This window comes from Brachybacterium halotolerans subsp. kimchii (assembly GCF_020792675.1).
Taxonomy (GTDB): Bacteria; Actinomycetota; Actinomycetes; order Actinomycetales; family Dermabacteraceae; genus Brachybacterium; species Brachybacterium halotolerans.
The window spans coordinates 3,903,647-3,922,873 of record NZ_CP086254.1; the positions used below are offsets into that span (position 1 = coordinate 3,903,647).

Sequence of the window (19,227 nt, forward strand, 5' to 3'; positions counted from 1 at the left end):
CCCGCGAACCCGGCCCGCCGCCTGTGACCTCGCGCGACGTCACCGCCGTCCTCCTGCTCGGCGGACGCGACGACCCCGAATCCCTCTCGACCGCCCTCGCCGCTCTCTCCGCCCAGGAGAGGGCGGCCGATCGCGTCGCGGTGATCGCCCGCGGGCAGCTCGGCGAGGAGCGCGAGGCACAGGTCGCCGCGTTCGCCGACGAGGGAGCGATCGACGAGGTGCTGCGGATCCCCGCCGGCGCGGGACTCGCGAGCGCGGTCCGGGAGATCATGACGTCCCTGTCCAGCGGGGTGCTCACGAACGTCCAGCAGCGGGACGTCTCCGAGGCCGCCCCACGCGCGGGCGGTCACATGCGCCCCATCGACCGCGATGCGCACGAGCGCGGACTCGTGCGCGAGGCCGAGGAGACCGCGCAGATCCCGACCCGCCTGCGCGAGGGCGGCGCGGCGATCGCCGCTCCCTCGGCGGGCAGGCGCCGCGCCTCCGCCGACTCCGAGAGCTGGTTCTGGCTGCTCACGGAGGACGCGCTGCCCGGTCGCGCCTCCCTGCGCGCCCTCGTGGACGCCGCCGAGGCCTCGCCCACGGCCGCCCTCATCGGCTCCAAGCGCCTGCGCCCCGCGGAGTCCAACGAGGACGACGACGCCACGGACGAGACCCCGGGCGAGAGCACCTCCCGCCCGACGGCCGACGACGCCGACGTGCTCGTGGACGTGGGTCTCACTCTCACCCACAGCGGCCGGATCGTCACCGGCGTGGAGCCCGGCGAGATCGATCAGGGGCAGTCCGACTGGCGCCACGACGTGCTCGGCGTCGCCCTTCCCGGTCTGCTCGTGCGCGAGAGCACCCTCGCGCGGCTCGGCGGCACCGACCCCGCGCTCGGCTCGCCCTTCGCCGAGATCGACCTCGGCCAGAGGGTCTGGCGTGGCGGGGAGCGCGTCGAGGTCGCTCCCGACGCGCGCGTGCTGACCCCGCATCGCGAGGCTCCCGCCCCCGACCTGCTGCGCGAGCACCGGCGCGGGCAGATGCTCCTGCTGCTCAAGCACCGCCCGCTGCTGGGCGTCGTGCTCACCCTCCTGCTGAGCATGCCGCTCGGGACCCTGGCGCGGATGCTCGGGCAGGTCGCCGCCCAGTCGCCCTGTCTCGCGCTCGCCGAGCTGCGTGGGACCCTCGCCGCATACCGGCGCGCTCCCGGCGTCATCGCCCGCGGCGCGCGGGCCTCCCGCAGGGCGCTCGCGCCCCGGCGGCGCCTCGCGCCCCTGTACCTGCCGCGCACCGAGGCGCTGCGCCGCCGCCTCGAGGCGATCTGGACGCGTGTGTTCGCCGACGACGAGCGCGCCCGCCGCATCCGCCGCACCACGTGGGGGATCGCCGGCACCACCCACGGCTCCGACGACGCGGACTTCGGCCGGCACGGCGTGTGGACGATCATCCTCGCGGCGCTCGCGCTGGTCGCCGGGATCGTGGGCGCGCGTCCGCTGCTCGCGCGCGGCCACCTCGAGGGCCCGCAGCTGCAGACCCTCGCGGACGACTGGCGAGAGCGCACGCAGATCGCCTGGTCGAGCTGGGTGCCCGGCGGCGACGGGGGACTGGGCGCGCGCGGACCGGGCGACGCCCTGCTGCGCCTGATCGCCCCGCTCCCTCTGCCCGAGAGCGCGCTCGGCGCGCTGCTCGTCCTCGCGGTGCCGCTGGCCGCGATGGGCGCCTGGTGGGCCGCCGGCGCCCTCACCCGCGCCGTCGGCGCCCGCCTCGCCCTGGCCGTGGCCTGGGCCGTCGGCCCGCCCCTCCTCGCCTCCCTGGGCTCCGGCGCCTGGCCGCTCGTGCTCGTCCACCTGCTGCTGCCCCTGCTCGCCCTCGCGGTGGGCCGGGCCATCGGACTGGTCCACAAGGTCTCCCAGGCGAGCGTCTCCGCGGCCGCCGCCGCGGGGCTCGTGCTGCTCGTGATCGGCGCCGTGCAGCCCGTGCTCGTGATCCTCGTCGGCCTCGCCCTCGCCCTGCTCGCGGCCTTCGTGCCGGGCAGGCGGCGGCGCCTCATCTGGGTGCTGGTGCCCTCGCTCGCCCTGCAGCTGCCCTACCTCGGCGTCTTCATCGCCCACCCGTCCGCGCTGCTGCACGTCGCCGGCGTCCCCGCCTCCGCCGAGGCCCCCTCGGGGCTCGAGCTGCTCGCCCTGTGGCCCGCGCCCGCACCCTCCTGGACGGCGCTCGAGGGGCTTCTCGGCGCGTCCGCGGCAGGCGCGCCGCCCGTGCTGCTGATGGCCCCGGTGCTGCTGGGCGCGCTGCTCGCCCCCTTCCAGCAGGCCGACGCGGGCCGCGCGGGGCGGCTCGCGATCGTACTCGCCGCTCTCGCCATGGCGACGGCCCTGCTGGCCCACGCCGTGCCCACCGAGGTCGGTGACGAGAAGCTGCTGAGCGCACCGATCGGCGGCGTGCTCAGCCTCGCCCTTCTCGCCCTCCTCGTGGGCTGCGCGGCGACCTGCGACGCCCTGGCGCGCCGCAGCGGCCGCGAATCCGGCGCGCGCCGCGCGGCGACCGTCGCGATCGCCGGTCTCGTCGCCGCCTGCTGCCTCGTCGCCACGATCGGTTGGACCCTCGGCCTGCCCGACGCGCTGCAGGTGCACCGCACGCAGAGCGACGAGGTGCCGCAGGCCGCGAGCGACCTCGGGACCTCCGAGGCGCGCGGACGCGTCCTCGTGCTCTCCCAGGGCGACGACGACTCGGTCGATGCCCACCTCGTCGTGGACGGTGGGCCCACCGCCCAGCAGGACTCCGGCACCATCGCCGCGCGCACCCTCGCCGCGGCGGGCTCGGGCGCCGCCGTCGACCAGGATCCCGCCTCGACCGCGCTGCGCGAGGCCACCGGCGAGCTGCTCACGGCCGACGCCGCGAGCGATCCCGTGCGCCTGCGCACCCTCGGCGTCGGCTACGTCGTCGTGCCCGGGTCCTCGCAGGACGCGCCGGCCCTCACGGACGCCCTCGACTCCTCCCCGCAGCTCGAGAAGGTCACCGAGGGCAGCAGCGGCGGCATGTGGCGCGTCGTCGATGCGGGAGCCCGCGTCGTGATCCGCCCGGCGGGGGAGAACCCGTCGGCCGACGACGAGACCACCGTCGCGAGCGGCGTGATCGACGCCGAGGGCGAGGTGGCCGCAGCCCAGGGCGAGCGCACCGTGGTGCTCTCGGAGCGCCGTGAGGGCGGCTGGGAGGCCACGCTCGACGGCGAGGCGCTCGCGCCCGTCACCGTCGACGGCTGGGCCCAGGGCTTCACCGTCCCCGCCGGCGCCTCGGGGCACCTCGAGATCCACCGCCAGGATCCCTGGCGCCTGGTGCTCGCGATCGTGCTCGCGCTGACCGTGCTGATCACCGCCGTGGTCGCCGTGCCCTGGCGGGCCGGCCCCGGCCGCCGTCGGGGCGAGGAGCCCTGGCAGGAGAGCCAGGAGAGTGGTGCCCTGTGACCCGATCGATGCGGCCCGCACTGGCCCTCGCGAGCGTGGTGCCGATCCTCGTGCTCGGCGCCGGAGCGCTCGTCGGCCCTCTGGCCGGCGGGTCCCCGGACCGCTCGGTCGAGCGCGCCGAGACCACGGCCTCGCCGAGCGCCGCCGCGCTCGTCTGCCCCGGGCCCGTCCAGGTCCCGAAGGAGCTGCAGGGGAGCACGGGGGACAAGAAGCTCTCCTCGAGCGGGCCGAACGGACGCGTGGGTGTGCGCAGCCTGGGCCTGGATGCGGACTCCTCGCTGCTCTTCGGCCGCGTCGCCGCCTCCAGCACGAGGCAGGACGCCGACGGCAACCCGCTCGCGCCGTCGATCAGCGCCGCCGATGCCGCGGGCGAGGACCTCGGCATCGACACCGCGACGGGCGACCTGGGCGCGAGCGCCCAGACCATCTCCTCGATCTCGAACGGCCCGCAGGTCACGGTGCGCGGATCGCAGGATCAGCAGGTCGTCGCGGATGCCGTGCAGACCACGACGACCGACGCGGGCGACTTCCGCTCCCTCAGCGCGACCCGCTGCACCGGCGCCTCCACCCAGGCGAGCTTCCTCGGCGCCTCCACCGCGAGCGGCGCGAGCGCCTCCCTGCTGCTGCGCAGCACCACCGACCGGCCCGCGACCGCCTCCATCCAGGTCTGGACGGCCGACGGCCCCGCCGACATGGGCGGCCGCTCCCAGGTCGTGGTGGCCCCGGGCAAGGAGGAGCGCGTGCTGCTCGAGTCGATCGTCCCCGACCAGGACGTGATCGGTGTGAGCGTGAGCACCGTCGGCGCGCCGCTGGCGATGTCCCTCCAGGACACCGAGCGCGACGGGCTCACCCCGCTGGGAGGCGAGATCCTCTCCGACCTCCCGGAGGCCTCCCGCAGCTCCGTGATCCCCGGCGTGCGCATCGGCAAGGGCACGAAGGCCCAGGTGGTGCTGATGAACGAGTCCGGCGCGGACGCGCACGTGCAGCTCGCCGCCCAGGACGCCAAGGGCGCGGTGGATCTGCCCGGGCTCGGCGACGAGGTCACCGTGCCCGCGGGATCGGTCACCACGGTGCCCGTCGAGGGCGTCGACGGCGACCTCGCGATCACCGCTGACTCCGACCAGAAGGTGAGCGCCGTGGTCCGCTCGCACGTCCAGTCCGAGAAGAAGCTCGGCAAGACGATCGGGAAGCCCTCGGACCTCGCCGTCGCCCAGCCCGCCCCGGCGCTGCGCGACTCCGGGGTGATCGCCCTCCCGACCGACGGCGCCCACGGCGCCCTCTCCCTGGCCGCGACCGACGACACCCACGTCACCGTCATCCCCGTCGGGGCCGACGGCGGCGCGGGGAAGAGCGTCGAGCTCGACCTCGCCGGCGACAGCGCGACCGACGTCCCCGCGGGAGACCTCACGGGCACGAAGGGCGGCATCGCCGGGCTCGTCGTGGTCCCCGACGATCCCGATGCGGTCCACGCCGCCTGGATCCAGACCGAGGCGAACGCGAAGGCCGGGCCCCTGCTGACCTCGGTCCCCGTGATTCCCGCCGCGACCGGCGGCTCGGGGACGACGGTGCGACTGGGCTGAGGGGCTTCAGTCCTCGCCCCAGGCCTCGGGGTCCACGTCCTCGGGGTCCAGGTGCAGCAGGGAGGCGATCTGGTCGGCCAGGACCTGGCGCACCAGCAGCTCGAGATCGCCGGGCAGGGAGCAGCGGGTCTGGATCGGCCGACGGAACAGCACCACGCGCGGCGGGTGGTCGCGGTCCGCGGGGAACGCCCGGCCGAGTGCGACGGCGCTCTCCTCCCACGGCGCAGGATCCGTCAGCGGGACCTCCTCGACCGCGACCTCGAGATGCTCGAGGCGCCGCGGGTATCGCTCCACGAGCGCGCGAGCCGCGTCGAGCACGGTGTCCTCGAAGAGCTCGCGGCGGGAGAGATGACCGGGCAGGTGGGGCGGCAACAGGTCACCGCGCAGTCCGCGTCCGTGCCGGTCACGACGCCGTCCGCGCGAGCGGCCCACCGGGCCCGAGGCGCCGCCGAGAACTCGCTGACCCGTCATGCATCGCACTCTAACGCGCTCGTGTCGCGGGCCGCGGCCCGGCTCGCCCACTGCGTACACTCGAGGGCGTGCCTCATCGCGACTGCTCGAAGACCGGCTGCACCCGCCCCGCCGTCAGCTCCCTGACCTTCGTGTACGAGGACTCGACGCTCGTGGTGGGACCGCTCGCCCGCACCGCCGACCCCCACGCCTACGACCTCTGCGAGGAGCACGCGTCGCGGATGACGCCGCCGCGCGGCTGGACCATGCTGCGGGTCGCGGGCAGCGCCGACGCCGTCGACGACCTCGTCGCGCTCGCCGCCGCGCTCGACGCGCACGAGACGGAGGACGCCGCCGGCGCCCCGCCCGTCGACCGCGACGCCGCGCGCGCGAACGGCCGCCCCGAGCCGCGTCCCGCCGAGCGCCACCTGCACGTGGTGAGGTCGAGCGATGACTGATCACGATCTGCGCCCGATCGTCCTGGCCAATGACGTGCGCGGCGTCGCCGGGAAGACCCTGGACGAGGACGTCGTGCGCGCCTTCGGCGCCGCGTTCGCCGACAGCCTCGAGGCCAAGGACCTGATCCTCGGCCACGACATGCGCCTGAGCTCCCCTCAGCTCGCCCGTGCCTTCGCCGAGGGCGCGGTGCGCCGCGGAGCCACGGTCGGCCTCGCCGGGCTGAGCGCGACCGACCAGCTGTACTGCGCCTCCGGCCTCTACCGGGCGGCGGGCGCCATGATCACCGCCTCCCACAACCCCGGGCAGGACAACGGCATCAAGCTGTGCCTGCCCGGCGCGCGCCCCATCAGCCGCGACACCGGCCTCGACGGCCTCCGCATGCGCGCCGAGGAGCTGCTCGACGCCGGGGAGATCCCCGAGATCCCCGGCGGCCGGCTGCAGGAGCTCGACACCCTCGAGGACTACGTCGCGACCGTGCTGCGGCTCGCCCCCGTGCCGGGGACGCGGGCGCTCAGGGTGGTCGTCGACGCCGGCAACGGGATGGCCGGGCTGACGATGCCCGCCGTGGCCGCCCACCTGCCCGGCGTCGAGATGATCGGTCTGCACCTCGAGCTCGACGGCTCGTTCCCGCACCATCCCGCCGATCCGACGGACCCCGCGAACCTCGCCGATCTGGCCGCGCGCGTGCGCGAGGAGGACGCCGACCTGGGGCTCGCCTTCGACGGCGACGCGGACCGCTGCACCGTGGTCGACGAGACCGGCGCCCCGGTGCCGCCCTCGGCCGTGACCGCGCTGATCGCCGCACGGGAGATCGCCCGGGCGCGCGCCCGGGGCGAGGAGTCCCCGACGGTGGTCGCGAACGTCGTCTCCTCCCGGCACGTCGCCGAGACCGTCGAGGCCGCGGGCGGGCGCTTCCTGGTGACCCCCGTCGGGCACTCGCTCATCAAGGCGATCATGGAGCGCGAGGACGCCGTGTTCGGCGGCGAGCACTCCGCCCACTACTACTTCCGCGAGTTCTTCCGCGCCGACTCCGGCATGCTCGCGGCCCTGCACGTGCTCGCGGCGCTCGCGGAGAGCGGATCGAGCATGTCCGCGCTGGTCGCAGGGCACACGCCCTATGCCGCGAGCGGGGAGATCAATCGCCGTCCCGCATCCGCCGCCGCGATGCGCGAGGCGGTCCGTGCGGCCTTCGCCCCGCTCGAGGGCGTCGAGATCGACGAGCTCGACGGGCTGACCGTGCGGCACTGGGACGCGGAGGGGGTGCAGTGGTGGTTCTCCCTGCGCTCCTCCAACACCCAGCAGGCGCTGCGGCTGAACGTCGAGGCTGCCGACGAGGGGACCATGCGCGCCGTGCGCGACGAGGTGCTCGCGATGATCGACGAGGGCACGGGCGACGACACGGTGCGCGAGGACGAGAGCGGGGGCGGGGACGCGATGAGCAGCGAGGCCGGATTCGACGGGCCGGCGTGGCTGCGCCGGGTCCTGCGCTGCCCCCAGTGCGGGGCGGAGCTCTCCGACGCCGTCTCGCAGGATGGTGCGGAGGACGGCGCGGCCGACGTGCTGCGCTGCACCGAGCAGGGGCACGAGTACCGCATCCGCGGCGGCATCCCCGTGCTCATCGCCGGGCGCGACTGACCGCTGCGCGCCCCTCCCTGCAGCGCGGCGAACGCTACTGCGCGAAGGGCACCACACGCACGTCCGCCGCGAGCTCGCGCTCGCGCTCCGCGGCGGCGCGCAGCTTCTCCTCGTCGCGTCGGGAGCGCTCGGCGAGCACGGCCCGCAGGAACATCTCGGGATCGGTCCCGGGCGGCGGCGCGGGCGTCACCGAGGGCATGGTGCGCTGCAGCAGATCGCGGGCGATCTCGCGGCGCGAATCCGGATTCAGCGCGTGCGCGCGGGGCAGGAACGAGCGCACGTCCTGCAGCAGCGGCAGCGGCAGGCGGCCCACGTCTGCCCCCGCCGCCCAGGCACTGAGCTCTTCGGGCATCCGCTCGCGCACCGGACGCGGGGCGCGCATGCGCTCCTGGATCACCATGGTGCCGGCGAGTATGTCGCCGAGCCGCCGCGAGCGCCGGTCGACGAGCGCCGTGACCAGGGCGATCGCACCCGTCGTCGACCAGATCTCGAGCATCGCCATGAGGGCCCGCAGCAGGCTCTGGCGCGCATGCACCGGGCCTCCGTCCTCGCGCACCACGCGCGTGCCCGTCGCCAGGCGGCCCAGGCTGCGCCCGCCCATCAGCAGCTCGGTGAGCACAGGGTAGCCGAGGAAGGCGAGCACGCTCGCGAGGACCAGGGCGGCCTGCACGAAGCCGGAGTCCAGCCCCGTGCGGGAGGCGAGCGCGACGACGCCCACCGTCGACCCGATGCTCAGGGCGAGCATGACGGCGCCGTCGATCAGATAGGACAGCAGGCGGGTCGCGAAGGAGGCGGGGCGCAGGTCCAGGTGGACGGCCTCGCCGGTGACGATCGCATCGCGCGAGGCGCTCGGGGCGCTCCCGTTCGTCGGACCCGCTGCCGTGGACATGCGCCCAGTCTCCCATCGGCGCGCGCGAACGGCCTCACCCGGTGGTCGACGAGCGCACCGCGGCGCCTCGACTTTCGTCGCACGTGCGCTCCGCGCGCCTCGCCTACGCTGGCGAGGTGGACACCGACGCCTTCATCGCCGTGCACCGCGAGGACTGGGACCGCCTCGCGGTGCTCACCCGCACCCGCGATCTGGACGCCGCGGGCATCGACGAGCTGATCGCGCTGTACCGGCGCACCGCGACCCACCTGTCCACGGTGCGCTCGACGAACCCAGATCCGGTGCTCACCGCGCGCCTGTCCGTGCTGCTGCAGCGCGCGCGGCTGCGGATCACCGGGGCGCGGGTCCCTCTGTGGCGGCGCGTGCGCGACCTGCTCTGGGAGGACCTGCCCGCGGCCCTGCACGAGGCCCGCTGGTGGGTCGCCGGATGCGCCGCGCTGCTGCTCGTGACCGCGCTGGTGTCCGGCTTGTGGTTCGGCCTGGACCCGTCGGCCCGCTCCGCCGTGCTCACCGAGGCCGAGCAGCGCCGGCTCGCCCAGCACGACTTCGTCGGCTACTACTTCCAGGGCGAGGCCAGCGGCTTCGCGGCGAGCGTATGGACGAACAACGCCTGGATCGCCCTGCAGTCGGTGGTCCTCGGCGTGACCGGCGTGTGGCCGGCGTGGATGCTGCTGAACAACGGACTGAACATCGGGCTCTCGGGCGGGGTCCTCGCCGCGCACGGCCACCTGGGCACGCTGCTGGTGTACCTGCTGCCGCACGGGCTGCTCGAGCTCACGGCGATCTGCGTGGGCGCGGGCGCCGGTCTGCGCCTGTTCTGGGCGTGGGTGCACCCCGGGCCGCTGCCGCGCACGTGGGCGCTCGCCCGCGCGGCCCGCGCGATGATCACCGTGGGCGTGGGGCTCGTGGCCGTGCTGCTGGTCTCCGGGCTGATCGAGGCCTTCGTGACTCCCAGCTCCCTCCCCGCCGCCGTGCGCATCGGCATCGGCGTGCTCGCCTGGGCCGCGTTCCTCGCGGTGATGATCGTCCGCGGGCGCCGGGTCGCCCGCGCCGGGATCACCGGCGACCTCCCCGAGGAGGTCGTGGGGGATCAGGTGGCCGTCGCCGCCTGAGCGCCGCCGGCGACCGGCGAACGGCGAACGGCGAACGGCTCAGAGCCGGCCGGCGGCCTTGAGGGCGAGGTACTGATCGGCGATCGCCTGGGGGAGGTCGTCGGGGACGACGTCCACGACATGCGCCCCGCAGCGCTCGAGCGCACGTGCCGTGCCCTCGCGCTCGATGGTCTCCTGCTCGGCCGACGCGGCACGGTAGACAGCGCCGATGCTCCCGCGCTCGCGCGCCATGCTCGTGAGCGCCGGGTCCGCCGCGGAGCCGACGATCAGCGGATGATCGGCGGCGATGCGGGAGGCGACGGGAAGCAGTCCCTGGCCCGCCGCTCCCGGCTCGATCGGCGTGAGCAGGACGACGAGGGCTCCGCGGCGGGCCCGTCGGCGGATCTCCGAGGCCACCATCTCCCAGTCGGTCTCGACGAGGGCCGGCTCGACCGGGGCGGTCGCCGCGACCACGTCGTGCAGCACCGTGCGGGGGTTGCCGCCGTGCACCTGCACGTGCGGGACGCGGTCGGCGCACAGCACGTCCACCCGATCGCCGGCCTGCGCGGCGAGCGCCGTGAGCAGCAGCGTGGCATCGAGCGCGGAGTCCAGCCGCGGGGCGTCGCCCACGCGGCCCGCGGACGTCCGCGAGGTGTCCTCGACGATCAGTACGTGACGGTCGCGCTCGGGCCGCCAGGTGCGCACCACGACGCTGCGGCGGCGGGCGGTCGCCCGCCAGTCGATCGAGCGCACGTCGTCGCCGTCCACGAAGTCCCGCAGGGAGTCGAACTCCGTGCCCTGGCCGCGCTGGTGGACGGCCGCGAGGCCCTCGATCTCCCGCAGGCGGCGCATGCGCGAGGGCAGGTGTCGGCGCGAGCCGAAGGCGTGCAGGGCCAGCAGCTCCCCGGGCACCTGCCGCGTCCCGCGGCGCTCGATCAGACCCAGCCTGCCGCGCACGGCGAGCACGAGCGCGCGGCTCGTGTGCCGGCCGCGCCGGGTGGGGCGGAACATCTGGTCCACGGCCCGGCGCTCCCGCGCGGGGATCGTGAGCTCTGCGCGCTGGTCGGCGAGTCCGGCCGTCGGGTTCCAGGCGTCGCGCAGGCGGACGTCGACGCCGCGGTCGCCGGGGTTCGTCACCAGCAGGCGGCCCGTGCCCTCCTCCCCGAGACGCACCTGCCCGGGGGAGCGGCGCCGCACCAGCAGGGTCTTGGGCGACGGCGTGAGCAGGAGGTCGAGCACCAGCAGCGCGACCCACACGAGGGCGCACACCAGCACGGTCGCCCAGTGCGGGACGAGCACGATCGGCAGCGCGCCGACGACGCCCAGCAGGGCGCCGCGCAGCCTCAGGGCGGGCAGGTCCCTCACGTCCGGCTCCTCAGCGGGGGACCGGCACGCCGGCCAGCGTCGCGGCGAGCACCGCCTGCACCTGCGAGCCCTCGAGCTCGGCCTCGGTGGTCAGGCGCACCCGGTGGGAGAGGGTCGCAGGGCCCATGGTCTTCACGTCGTCGGGCGTCACGAAGTCGCGGCCGGTGAGGTACGCCCAGGCGCTCGCCGTGCGCAGCAGTGCGATCGCCCCGCGCGGGGAGACGCCGAGGGACAGGCTCGGGGAGCGCCGGGTCGCGCGGCACACGTCCACCACGTACTCGAGGACGCTCTGCTCGGCGCGCACCTGGCGCACCTCCTCCTGGGCGGCGCGCAGGGAGGCGGGATCGGCGACGGTGCGCAGCCCCGCCGCGGCGAGGTCCCGGGTGTCGAAGCCCTCCGCGTGGCGGCGCAGCACGTCCACCTCCTGCTCGCGCTCGGGCAGCGGCAGCACGGCCTTGAGGAGGAAGCGGTCCAGCTGCGCCTCGGGCAGGGCGTAGGTGCCGTCGAACTCGATGGGGTTCTGCGTGGCGACCACCATGAACGGATCCGGGAGCGCGCGCGGCCGGCCGTCGATCGTCACCTGCCGCTCCTCCATCGCCTCGAGCAGCGCCGACTGGGTCTTCGGGGGCGTGCGGTTGATCTCGTCGGCCAGCAGCAGGTTCGTGAACACGGGGCCCTCGCGGAAGACGAGGTCCGAGGTCGAGTTGTCGTAGACCAGGGAGCCGGTGACGTCGCCCGGCATCATGTCCGGCGTGAACTGGACGCGGCGCATGTCCACGTCGAGCGCCTCGGCGAGGGAGCGCACCAGCAGGGTCTTGGCGACGCCCGGCACGCCCTCGAGGAGCACGTGGCCGCGGCACAGCAGCGCGACCACCAGGCTGGTGACGGCCGCGTCCTGGCCCACCACCGCCTTGTGGATCTCGTCGCTCAGGGCGCGCAGGCGCTCGCGCGGGCTCTCGGGCGCGGGCGGCGTCGGCTGATCGGGGACTGCGCTCATCGGTCGATCTCCTTCTCGAGGGCGTCGAGGTCTTCGCTCAGGCGCAGCAGCTCCTGGTCGCTGCGCACGGGGGTGGGGCCCAGCAGCGTCCGCAGCTGCTCGGGCGCGAGAGAGGTATGGGGCGCGAGGGCCGCGATCAGCGCGTCCAGGCGGCCCTCGCGGCGCACGCCGAGCCGGGAGGCCAGACGCACGGCGGTCCGCGCCCGCAGCGAGCGGGCCGCGGCGTCGCGCGCATCGGCCCGATGCAGCAGGTGGGCCCGGCCCACGGTCAGCTCGCGGGCGCGCACGCTCACGGGCAGGGGCTCGACGACCACCGGGCCGAGCCGGCGCGAGAGGGCGAGGAGGACGGCGAGGATGATCGCGCACGCCCACAGCGCCAGCGGCAGCGCGAAGTCCGGCAGCCGGTCCAGGAGCGAGGGGTGCTCCTCGGCGAGGGGGTCCGTGGGCGAGGGGACGTACCAGGTGAGGGCGGAGGCGCCGTCGTCCCCGCCGAGGGCGTTCAGGGCGACCGCCGCGTTGTCGAGGTCCCCCACTCCCGCGTTGGTCAGCAGCGTCGCCGAGCCCAGCACCGTGACGCCCTCCCCGGTGACCACGGCCGCGCCGTCGCCATGGCGGAAGCACGCATCGAAGCCGTCCCCCGCGCGGTAGAGGGTCGCGCTCTTCGCGACGTCCTCCGCGGGACCCACGCGGATCTCGCGGGCGTGCAGGGACGCCGCCGCGCAGGAGTCGTCGGCCCCCAGGCTCGTGGTCTCCTTCAGCGACCCGGCGGGACGGATGTCCGGGGCCAGGTGCGCGAGGACGAAGAAGCTCGGGCGCACGAGCACCAGGTGCCCGTGGCCGCTCGCGCGGGCCTCGGCCAGGCGGTCGAGCTGGGCGGCGTCGAGCGCCGAGGGGTCGGTGACCAGCACCGTACGGCCCTCGGCGAGGGCCTGCGCGGCGTCGGTCGTGTACCGGCGGACCTCGAGGTCCGTGCCCTCGCGCTCGAGGACGCGGGCCACGGCCTTCGAGCCCTGGGGCGTGGGCGCGGCGGGCTCGAGGGGGCCGTCGCGGAAGGTGCCGCGCAGGGCGACGACGAGCACCGCTGCGAGCACCACGAGGGCGAGCGCGACCGTGAGCACGCGCGTGGAGGCGCGCGGCCCGGTCCGCTCGGGAGCGGCGGGTGCGGCCGGTGCGGCGGCGGAGGTGGTCGGAGCCGTCATGCGGACTCCGTCTCCCGCAGCTGCGGGGCGGCCTCGGCGAGGTACTCGGCCAGGCGCACCACGTCCTCGGCGCTCTTGGCATCGACCTGATGACGGGAGTAGGCGGCGGTGTCGAAGACCTGGGCGGCGCGCAGCAGGCGCGTGCGCACGTCGGGGAAGGCCCGGGAGGCCTCGTCGGCCGCCTCGTGCGCGGTCATGCCCTCGGCGAGGTCGAGAAGGGTGCGCTCCTGGAGGTCGCGCACGAGCGCGCGCATGCCCAGCACCGCCGCATCGCCGGGGCGGTGCTCGTCGGCCGCGGCACGGGCCCGTCGGCGCAGCTCCTGCCCGCTCAGCACGGGATCCGCGTCCAGGCGCGAGGAGACTCTGAGGGCGGTGTCGCGCCGCATCCGCCCGCTGCGGCGCAGCACCGCGAGGAGCGAGAGCGCCACGAGCAGGACGAGGACCGCGAGCACGACGATGAGCACCGTGGAGGCGCCGCCCGCGCCGCCGGTCAGGGAGTCCAGCCAGTCCTCGAGCATCCCCAGGAGCCGGGGGAGGAAGCCCTGGTCGCGGTGGTACTCGCCGCGCGCGAGCTCCTCGAGGACCTTGCGGCGCGCCTCATCGGGATCCACGCTCGCTCACCTGCCGTCCGCGTCCTGCTGCGCACGCCGCAGCGCGATGTCCCAGGACTCGTGGCGCATCCGCAGGTCGGCGTAGAGGGCGGTGAGGCCCGAGGCCCAGAACGGCACGGCGACCACGGAGGCCGCGTACGTGCCGAGCATCGAGATCACCATCAGGATGATCATTCCCGGCACGATCGCGGCCATCTGGGTGGACAGCAGGATGATCCCGTAGATGATCATGCCGACGGTCCCGAAGACTCCGCCGATCACCTGCTGCACGAGGGTGTACGAGCCCGTCAGCAGCACGCCGATGCCGAGCGCGCGCCACAGTCGCCGGCCCCGGGTGAGCGCGAAGGAGCGGCGCACGGCGCCCGGCACGCTCGTGTCCTCGAGGACCAGCGCGGGGGTCGAGAACATCGTGCGCGCCCACACCCACAGCGAGGCCAGCAGCCCCAGGACGAGGAACAGCGGCAGCGGCAGGATCGTCCACCAGTGCGCCTCGCGGACGAGGAGCAGCGGCAGGCCGCCGATCAGGGAGACCACCGCGAAGGCCGCGAAGCCCATGAGGGAGACGAGGATCGCCGTGAGCACGGCCCGCGGCCCGTGCGTGCGCAGCGAGGTGCGCAGGGAGGCGTCGTCGGCGCGGGAGCCGACGGCCTCCGCGAGTGTGACCCGGGTGAGGACCACGAGCACCAGCTGCATGGCGATCAGTGTGATCACGCCCGAGACCATGGAGGAGCCGATGGTCGCGAACATGTCTGCGAGCGAGGTGCCGAGCGGCTCGGTCGCGCCCGAGGACTCCGTCGGGTCCTGGGAGACGGACTGGAGCTGCACGGCCGTCGGGGCGACGCCGATGCCCGCCGCCACCGAGTTGAGCACGAAGGCGATGCCCAGCACGATGGCGCTGACGCCGAACACGAGCTTCGGGCGGCGTCGGTAGATGCCGACGGCCGCGGAGAAGATCTCGCCGACCCCCAGCGGACGCAGCGGGAACAGACCCGCGGCCTGGACGAGCTCGCGCTGCACGGGGCCGGGTCGACTCGGCGCGTCCGACGGGCCGGGCGCGGGGGAGGCGGGGGAGGGGTGCGTCGGAGCACCTGCTCCGGGAGCGCTCCAGGGTCCGCTCGGTCCGGTCACGTCGCTCACCTCTCGTCGTCCTCGATGGTCCGTGGTCGCGCTGCCCGGCCGGGGCGTCGGCCGCCGGGCGTCCGCCCCACCGTACGGTGCCGGGTGCCTGCGGCGGGTACGACGATGGTCGAGACCTGCGACGACGTCGGTCCACGTCGGACGACGGGACGAATGGCACAATGAGCCCATGACGACGTCCTCACGCATCCTGGTGGTCGATGACGATCATGCGATCGCGGAGATGGTGGGCATCGTGCTGCGGGGCAAGGGCTTCGACGTGGTCACCACGGCCGACGGCGCCTCCGCGCTGGACGCCTTCGACCGCCTCCACCCCGACCTCGTCCTGTTGGACCTGATGCTCCCGGGCATGGACGGCATCGAGGTGTGCCGTCGCCTGCGCCGCCACTCCGGGGTCCCCATCCTCATGCTCACCGCGCGCTCGGACACGGCCGACGTGGTGGAGGGCCTCGAGGCGGGCGCCGACGACTACCTCACCAAGCCCTTCGAGCCCGACGAGCTCGTTGCCCGCATCAAGGCGCGGGTGCGGCGCAGCGAGGCGCCCAGCACCGAGCAGCTGAGCGTCGGCGACCTGGCCATCGACGTCGACGGGCACGAGGTGCGCCGCGACGGCGAGAAGATCCCGCTGACCCCGCTCGAGTTCGAGCTCCTCGTGCAGCTCGCCCGCCGGCCCTGGCAGGTCTTCACGCGGGAGACCCTGCTCAAGGAGGTCTGGGGGTACCGCCACAGCGCCGACACCCGCCTGGTCAACGTGCACGTGCAGCGCCTGCGCTCGAAGATCGAGATCGATCCCGAGCATCCGCGCATCGTCGTCACCGTGCGCGGCGTGGGCTACCGCGCGGGCGGCGCGTCCTGAGCGTCCTGGACGCCCGGGGCGCGCGCATCATCGCCATGGACGGCGCGGATCGGACCGGAGCGGGCGGGCGCGGCGAGGAGCGCGGGCCGACGGGGCCTTCCGGGTGGCAGCGCCTGCGCCTCCTGCTGGGCCGCTACGCCCACCCGCGCCTGTGGCTGGATCCGCGGCGCTGGAGCCTCGCGGTGCGCGTGGTGGCGCTGACGATCCTGCTCGCGGCGATCTCGGTGATGAGCGTCGGCACGTACCTCTCCTCCGTGATCTCCGACGGGCTCTACGAGCAGCGCCGCGTGCAGGTGCTCGAGGAGTCCACGACGATCCGCCAGGACCTGCTGGACACCCTGAACGGCACCGCGGGCGCCACCTCGACCCAGTCGCAGGACGCGGCGGCCAGCTTCATCCAGGGTCTGCGCAGCACCGACAGCGGGGCCCGGCGGGATGCGGCCCTGGTGCCCGTGGACACGACGAGCGCGACCTCCACGATCGCCTCGGACCGGGCGATGCTCGACCTCGTCGACTCCGACATGCGGACATCGGTCGCCGAGAGCTCGGACGCGCTGGTGTGGCGCAGCGTCGGGCGCCCCGACGACTCCGGTGCGACCGAGCCGCAGCTGCTCGTGGGCACCCGCGTGGTGGTGCCCGGCAGCGGCACCTACGACCTGTTCCTGCTGTACTCCCTGGGCCAGGAGCAGCAGACCCTGCAGTTCGTGCAGCGGGCCCTGATGGGCGGCGGCGCCGTCATGCTCGCCCTGGTCATGGGGATCGCGATCGTCGTCGCGCGCCTGGTCACCGCGCCCCTGCAGCGCGCCGCGAGCGCCGCGGAGAAGATCGCCGCCGGCGACCTGGGCAGTCGCGTCGAGGCCACGGGGTCCGACGAGATCGCGAAGGTGGGGCGCTCCTTCAACGCGATGGCCAGCAACCTCGAGCAGAAGATCGAGGACCTCACCGAGCTCTCCCGGGTCCAGCAGCGGTTCGTCTCCGACGTCTCCCACGAGCTGCGCACCCCGCTGACGACGATCCGCATGGCGACCTCGGTGCTCGACGAGCACCGCGAGGACTTCACGCCCGAGGTCGCCCGCACGACCGAGCTGCTCTCCGCGCAGGTGCGGCGCTTCGACACGCTGCTCGCGGACCTCCTGGAGATCTCCCGATTCGACGCCGGAGCCGCCGTGCTCGACGCCCGTCGCCACGATCTCGGGGATCTCGTCATGCGCGCCGCCGAGGACGCGCGCCCCCTCGCGGGCTCGCGCGGCTCCCTGCTGGACGTCCAGCTGACCTCGCTGTCGACCGAGGCGGTCGTCGACTCCCGGCGCATCGACCGCGTGCTGCGCAACCTGCTCACCAACGCCATCGAGCACGGGGCCGGTCGGCCCGTCGTCGTGCGCACGGGGGCCGACGACCAGGCGGTCGCCGTCATCGTCCAGGACTTCGGCGTCGGCCTCACCCCCGAGGAGGCCGAGCGGGTCTTCGCGCGCTTCTGGCGCGCCGACCCCTCGCGCGCCCGCACCCTGGGCGGGACCGGGCTGGGCCTGGCGATCTCCCTCGAGGACGCCCACCTCCACGGAGGCTGGCTGCAGGCCTGGGGGCGCAAGGGCCAGGGCGCCGTGTTCCGCCTGACCCTCCCGCGGCGGCCGGGCACCCAGATCGCGCGCTCGCCGCTCGCCCTCGAGCGCTCGTTCACCGGGCTCGACCGGGGACAGGCGAGCGTCGGCACGGTCACCGGGGAGATCCCCGTGCGGGCCGACGCGCTGCCGTCCCTCGGTGAGGACACGGAGGCGGACGACGATGCGTGAGATCGGTCGACGCGGACTGCTGCGCGGCGCGGGACTGCTGGGGACGGCGCTCGCGCTCGGCGCGTGCGCGCGCATCCCCACCTCGGGCGACGTGCACCGCGAGAGCCTCTCCGGGGCCGCGGCCTCCGACGTCCCCTACGTGCAGCCGCAGCCGCCGGCCGACGGCGCGAGCCCCGAGCAGATCGTCTCGGGCTTCGTGCTCGCGGGCGTCGGCCCCGAGGACGACTTCGGCGTCGCCCGCCAGTACCTCACCTCCGCGGCCCGCGCGAGCTGGGACCCCGCGGCGGGAGTCACCCTGTACTCTGCGGGCACCGAGCTCGCGATCACCGTCGTGGACCGATCGAGCGTGCGGCTGAGCGTGCAGGCCGTGGGGCACGTCGACCGCGCGGGCGTGCGCACCCTCTACGGCGGCGCGAGCGCGCGCGAGGTCGAGCTCGGCGTGGTGAAGGAGGACGGGCAGTGGCGGATCAGCGATCCGCCCGCCGGCATCTTCCTCTCCGACTCCGCGTTCTCCCTGCTGTTCCGCGCCGTGCGCCTCTACTTCCTCGACCCCCGGCAGATCCACCTGGTGCCCGATCCGCGCTGGTTCTTCGCGCGCGACGTCACCGCCTCGGCCCTCAGCGCGCTCGAGTCCGGTCCCACCGCGCCCTTCACCAAGGCCGTGCGCACCGCGATCCCCGAGAGCGCGCACCTGGGCTCGGCGCCCGTGAGCGCGGGCGGCGACGGCGTCCTCCAGCTCGAGCTGCCCGGGACCATCACCTCTCTCGGCGCGGACGCGCGCGATCTCGCGATCGCCCAGATCCAGGCGACGCTGCGCTCGGTGCCTGCGCTCTCGGACGTGAAGCTGCTGCGCGAGGGGAAGGACCTCGAGCCTCCCGCCTACGGGCCCTCGCGGGCGCTCCCCGGACACCGGCCGATCGCCGCCGGAGCGCAGGGCGTCGTCTCCCTCGCGGACGTCGGCGCCGGGGCGAAGGCGGAGCAGATGATCCCCGCCCTGGCGAAGGAGACCGTGCACGCCCCGGCGATGTCCCAGGCCTCCCCGCTCGCGGCCGCCCTGCGCAAGGACCGCTCCGCGGTGGTCCTGTGCTCGAGCGACGGCAGCATCCCCCGTCGGGAGGTGGCCGTCGGCGCGGACCTGCTGCCCCCGCGGATCGACGACGCGGGCTTCGTGTGGGCGCCGACGCGCACGGCCTCGGGCGCACTGCTCGCCCTGTCCAGCCGCAGCACGCAGGAGGACGCGAAGGTCGACGCGAGCTGGTTGGACGGTCGCCGGCTGCTCTCCTTCGACATCGCGGCCGACGCCACCCGCGTGCTCGTGCTCTCGAGCGACGACGGCACCCCGCGCCTGGACCTGAGCGCCGTGGTGCGCGACGAGCACGGCGTGCCCCGCGCCCTCGCCGAGCCCGTGCAGCTGCCCACCGCCCTCTCCTCCCTGCGCATGGCCACCTGGTACGACGAGTCCACCGTGCTGCTGCTGGGCGAGGACACGGAGAGCGCGGCGCCGCGGGCCCAGATCATGGGCCTGCAGGAGGACGGAGATCGCCTGCCCGCGCCGCCGGCCACGGTCGACTGGGTGGCGGGCACCGGCGTGACCGTCGCCGTCTGGGCGACCACGAGCGACGGCCGGCTGCTGCGCGTCGAGGGATCCTCCTGGGGCGACGTCGACATGGACGCGCGCGACCCCTCCTTCTACTGACGCTTCTCCTGACGTCGGGCGGCGGG

The 19,227-nt window shown here is 75.0% G+C and carries 15 protein-coding genes; 8 read left to right on the top strand and 7 right to left on the bottom strand.

Going from position 1 to position 19,227, the window contains the following annotated elements; genetic code table 11:
- Positions 1–23 precede the first annotated feature (23 nt).
- On the top strand, positions 24–3,446 hold the full coding sequence (locus Bra3105_RS17425) for a hypothetical protein (RefSeq protein ID WP_228357929.1): 3,423 nt from the start codon (positions 24–26) through the stop codon (positions 3,444–3,446).
- Positions 3,443–5,026, top strand: a complete 1,584-nt coding sequence (locus Bra3105_RS17430; protein WP_228357930.1) for a DUF5719 family protein — start codon at positions 3,443–3,445, stop codon at positions 5,024–5,026. Before Bra3105_RS17425 ends, Bra3105_RS17430 begins: the two co-directional genes overlap by 4 nt.
- 6 nt (positions 5,027–5,032) lie before the next feature.
- On the opposite strand, the gene Bra3105_RS17435 is transcribed toward Bra3105_RS17430, so the two are convergent.
- Complete coding sequence (locus tag Bra3105_RS17435; protein WP_228357931.1) at positions 5,033–5,497, bottom strand: metallopeptidase family protein; 465 nt, start codon at positions 5,495–5,497, stop codon at positions 5,033–5,035.
- 68 nt (positions 5,498–5,565) lie between these two features.
- Between Bra3105_RS17435 and Bra3105_RS17440 the strand changes: the two genes are divergently transcribed.
- A complete protein-coding gene (locus Bra3105_RS17440) occupies positions 5,566–5,934 on the top strand; it encodes a DUF3499 family protein (protein WP_228357932.1) in 369 nt (122 codons plus the stop codon).
- Entirely contained in the window at positions 5,927–7,570 is a 1,644-nt protein-coding gene (locus Bra3105_RS17445; RefSeq protein WP_228357933.1) for a phosphohexomutase domain-containing protein, read from the top strand. Before Bra3105_RS17440 ends, Bra3105_RS17445 begins: the two co-directional genes overlap by 8 nt.
- A 34-nt stretch (positions 7,571–7,604) precedes the next feature.
- On the opposite strand, the gene Bra3105_RS17450 is transcribed toward Bra3105_RS17445, so the two are convergent.
- The gene (locus tag Bra3105_RS17450; protein ID WP_228357934.1) at positions 7,605–8,459 is read right to left on the bottom strand and encodes an RDD family protein; all 855 of its coding nucleotides are present in this window, start codon (positions 8,457–8,459) and stop codon (positions 7,605–7,607) included.
- Between the two features lie 116 nt (positions 8,460–8,575).
- Here Bra3105_RS17450 and Bra3105_RS17455 point away from each other — a divergent pair, with 116 nt between their 5' ends.
- Positions 8,576–9,571: a stage II sporulation protein M gene (locus tag Bra3105_RS17455; protein ID WP_228357935.1), complete on the top strand. Its 996-nt coding sequence runs from the start codon at positions 8,576–8,578 to the stop codon at positions 9,569–9,571.
- Positions 9,572–9,610: 39 nt separating this feature from the next.
- On the opposite strand, the gene Bra3105_RS17460 is transcribed toward Bra3105_RS17455, so the two are convergent.
- Genes Bra3105_RS17460 through Bra3105_RS17480 form a run of 5 tightly spaced genes read right to left on the bottom strand, consistent with a single transcriptional unit; the run spans position 9,611 to position 14,859 of the window.
- The gene (locus Bra3105_RS17460; protein ID WP_323188834.1) at positions 9,611–10,915 is read right to left on the bottom strand and encodes a DUF58 domain-containing protein; all 1,305 of its coding nucleotides are present in this window, start codon (positions 10,913–10,915) and stop codon (positions 9,611–9,613) included.
- 10 nt (positions 10,916–10,925) lie between these two features.
- Entirely contained in the window at positions 10,926–11,912 is a 987-nt protein-coding gene (locus tag Bra3105_RS17465) for an AAA family ATPase (RefSeq protein ID WP_228357936.1), read from the bottom strand.
- Positions 11,909–13,111 carry a DUF4350 domain-containing protein gene (locus Bra3105_RS17470; RefSeq protein WP_228357937.1) on the bottom strand — a complete coding sequence of 401 codons (1,203 nt, stop codon included), beginning with the start codon at positions 13,109–13,111 and terminating at the stop codon, positions 11,909–11,911. Before Bra3105_RS17470 ends, Bra3105_RS17465 begins: the two co-directional genes overlap by 4 nt.
- Positions 13,108–13,722 carry a DUF4129 domain-containing protein gene (locus Bra3105_RS17475; protein ID WP_228357938.1) on the bottom strand — a complete coding sequence of 205 codons (615 nt, stop codon included), beginning with the start codon at positions 13,720–13,722 and terminating at the stop codon, positions 13,108–13,110. Before Bra3105_RS17475 ends, Bra3105_RS17470 begins: the two co-directional genes overlap by 4 nt.
- A 6-nt stretch (positions 13,723–13,728) precedes the next feature.
- Positions 13,729–14,859, bottom strand: coding sequence for a glycerophosphodiester phosphodiesterase (locus Bra3105_RS17480; protein WP_228357939.1), 1,131 nt, complete (start codon positions 14,857–14,859; stop codon positions 13,729–13,731).
- Between the two features lie 169 nt (positions 14,860–15,028).
- Between Bra3105_RS17480 and mtrA the strand changes: the two genes are divergently transcribed.
- Genes mtrA through Bra3105_RS17495 form a run of 3 tightly spaced genes read left to right on the top strand, consistent with a single transcriptional unit; the run spans position 15,029 to position 19,201 of the window.
- Positions 15,029–15,715, top strand: coding sequence for an MtrAB system response regulator MtrA (gene mtrA, locus Bra3105_RS17485; protein WP_200503088.1), 687 nt, complete (start codon positions 15,029–15,031; stop codon positions 15,713–15,715).
- Positions 15,716–15,750: 35 nt separating this feature from the next.
- Entirely contained in the window at positions 15,751–17,505 is a 1,755-nt protein-coding gene (mtrB, locus tag Bra3105_RS17490; RefSeq protein ID WP_228357940.1) for an MtrAB system histidine kinase MtrB, read from the top strand.
- Positions 17,498–19,201, top strand: a complete 1,704-nt coding sequence (locus Bra3105_RS17495) for an LpqB family beta-propeller domain-containing protein (protein ID WP_228357941.1) — start codon at positions 17,498–17,500, stop codon at positions 19,199–19,201. Before mtrB ends, Bra3105_RS17495 begins: the two co-directional genes overlap by 8 nt.
- Positions 19,202–19,227 lie beyond the last annotated feature (26 nt).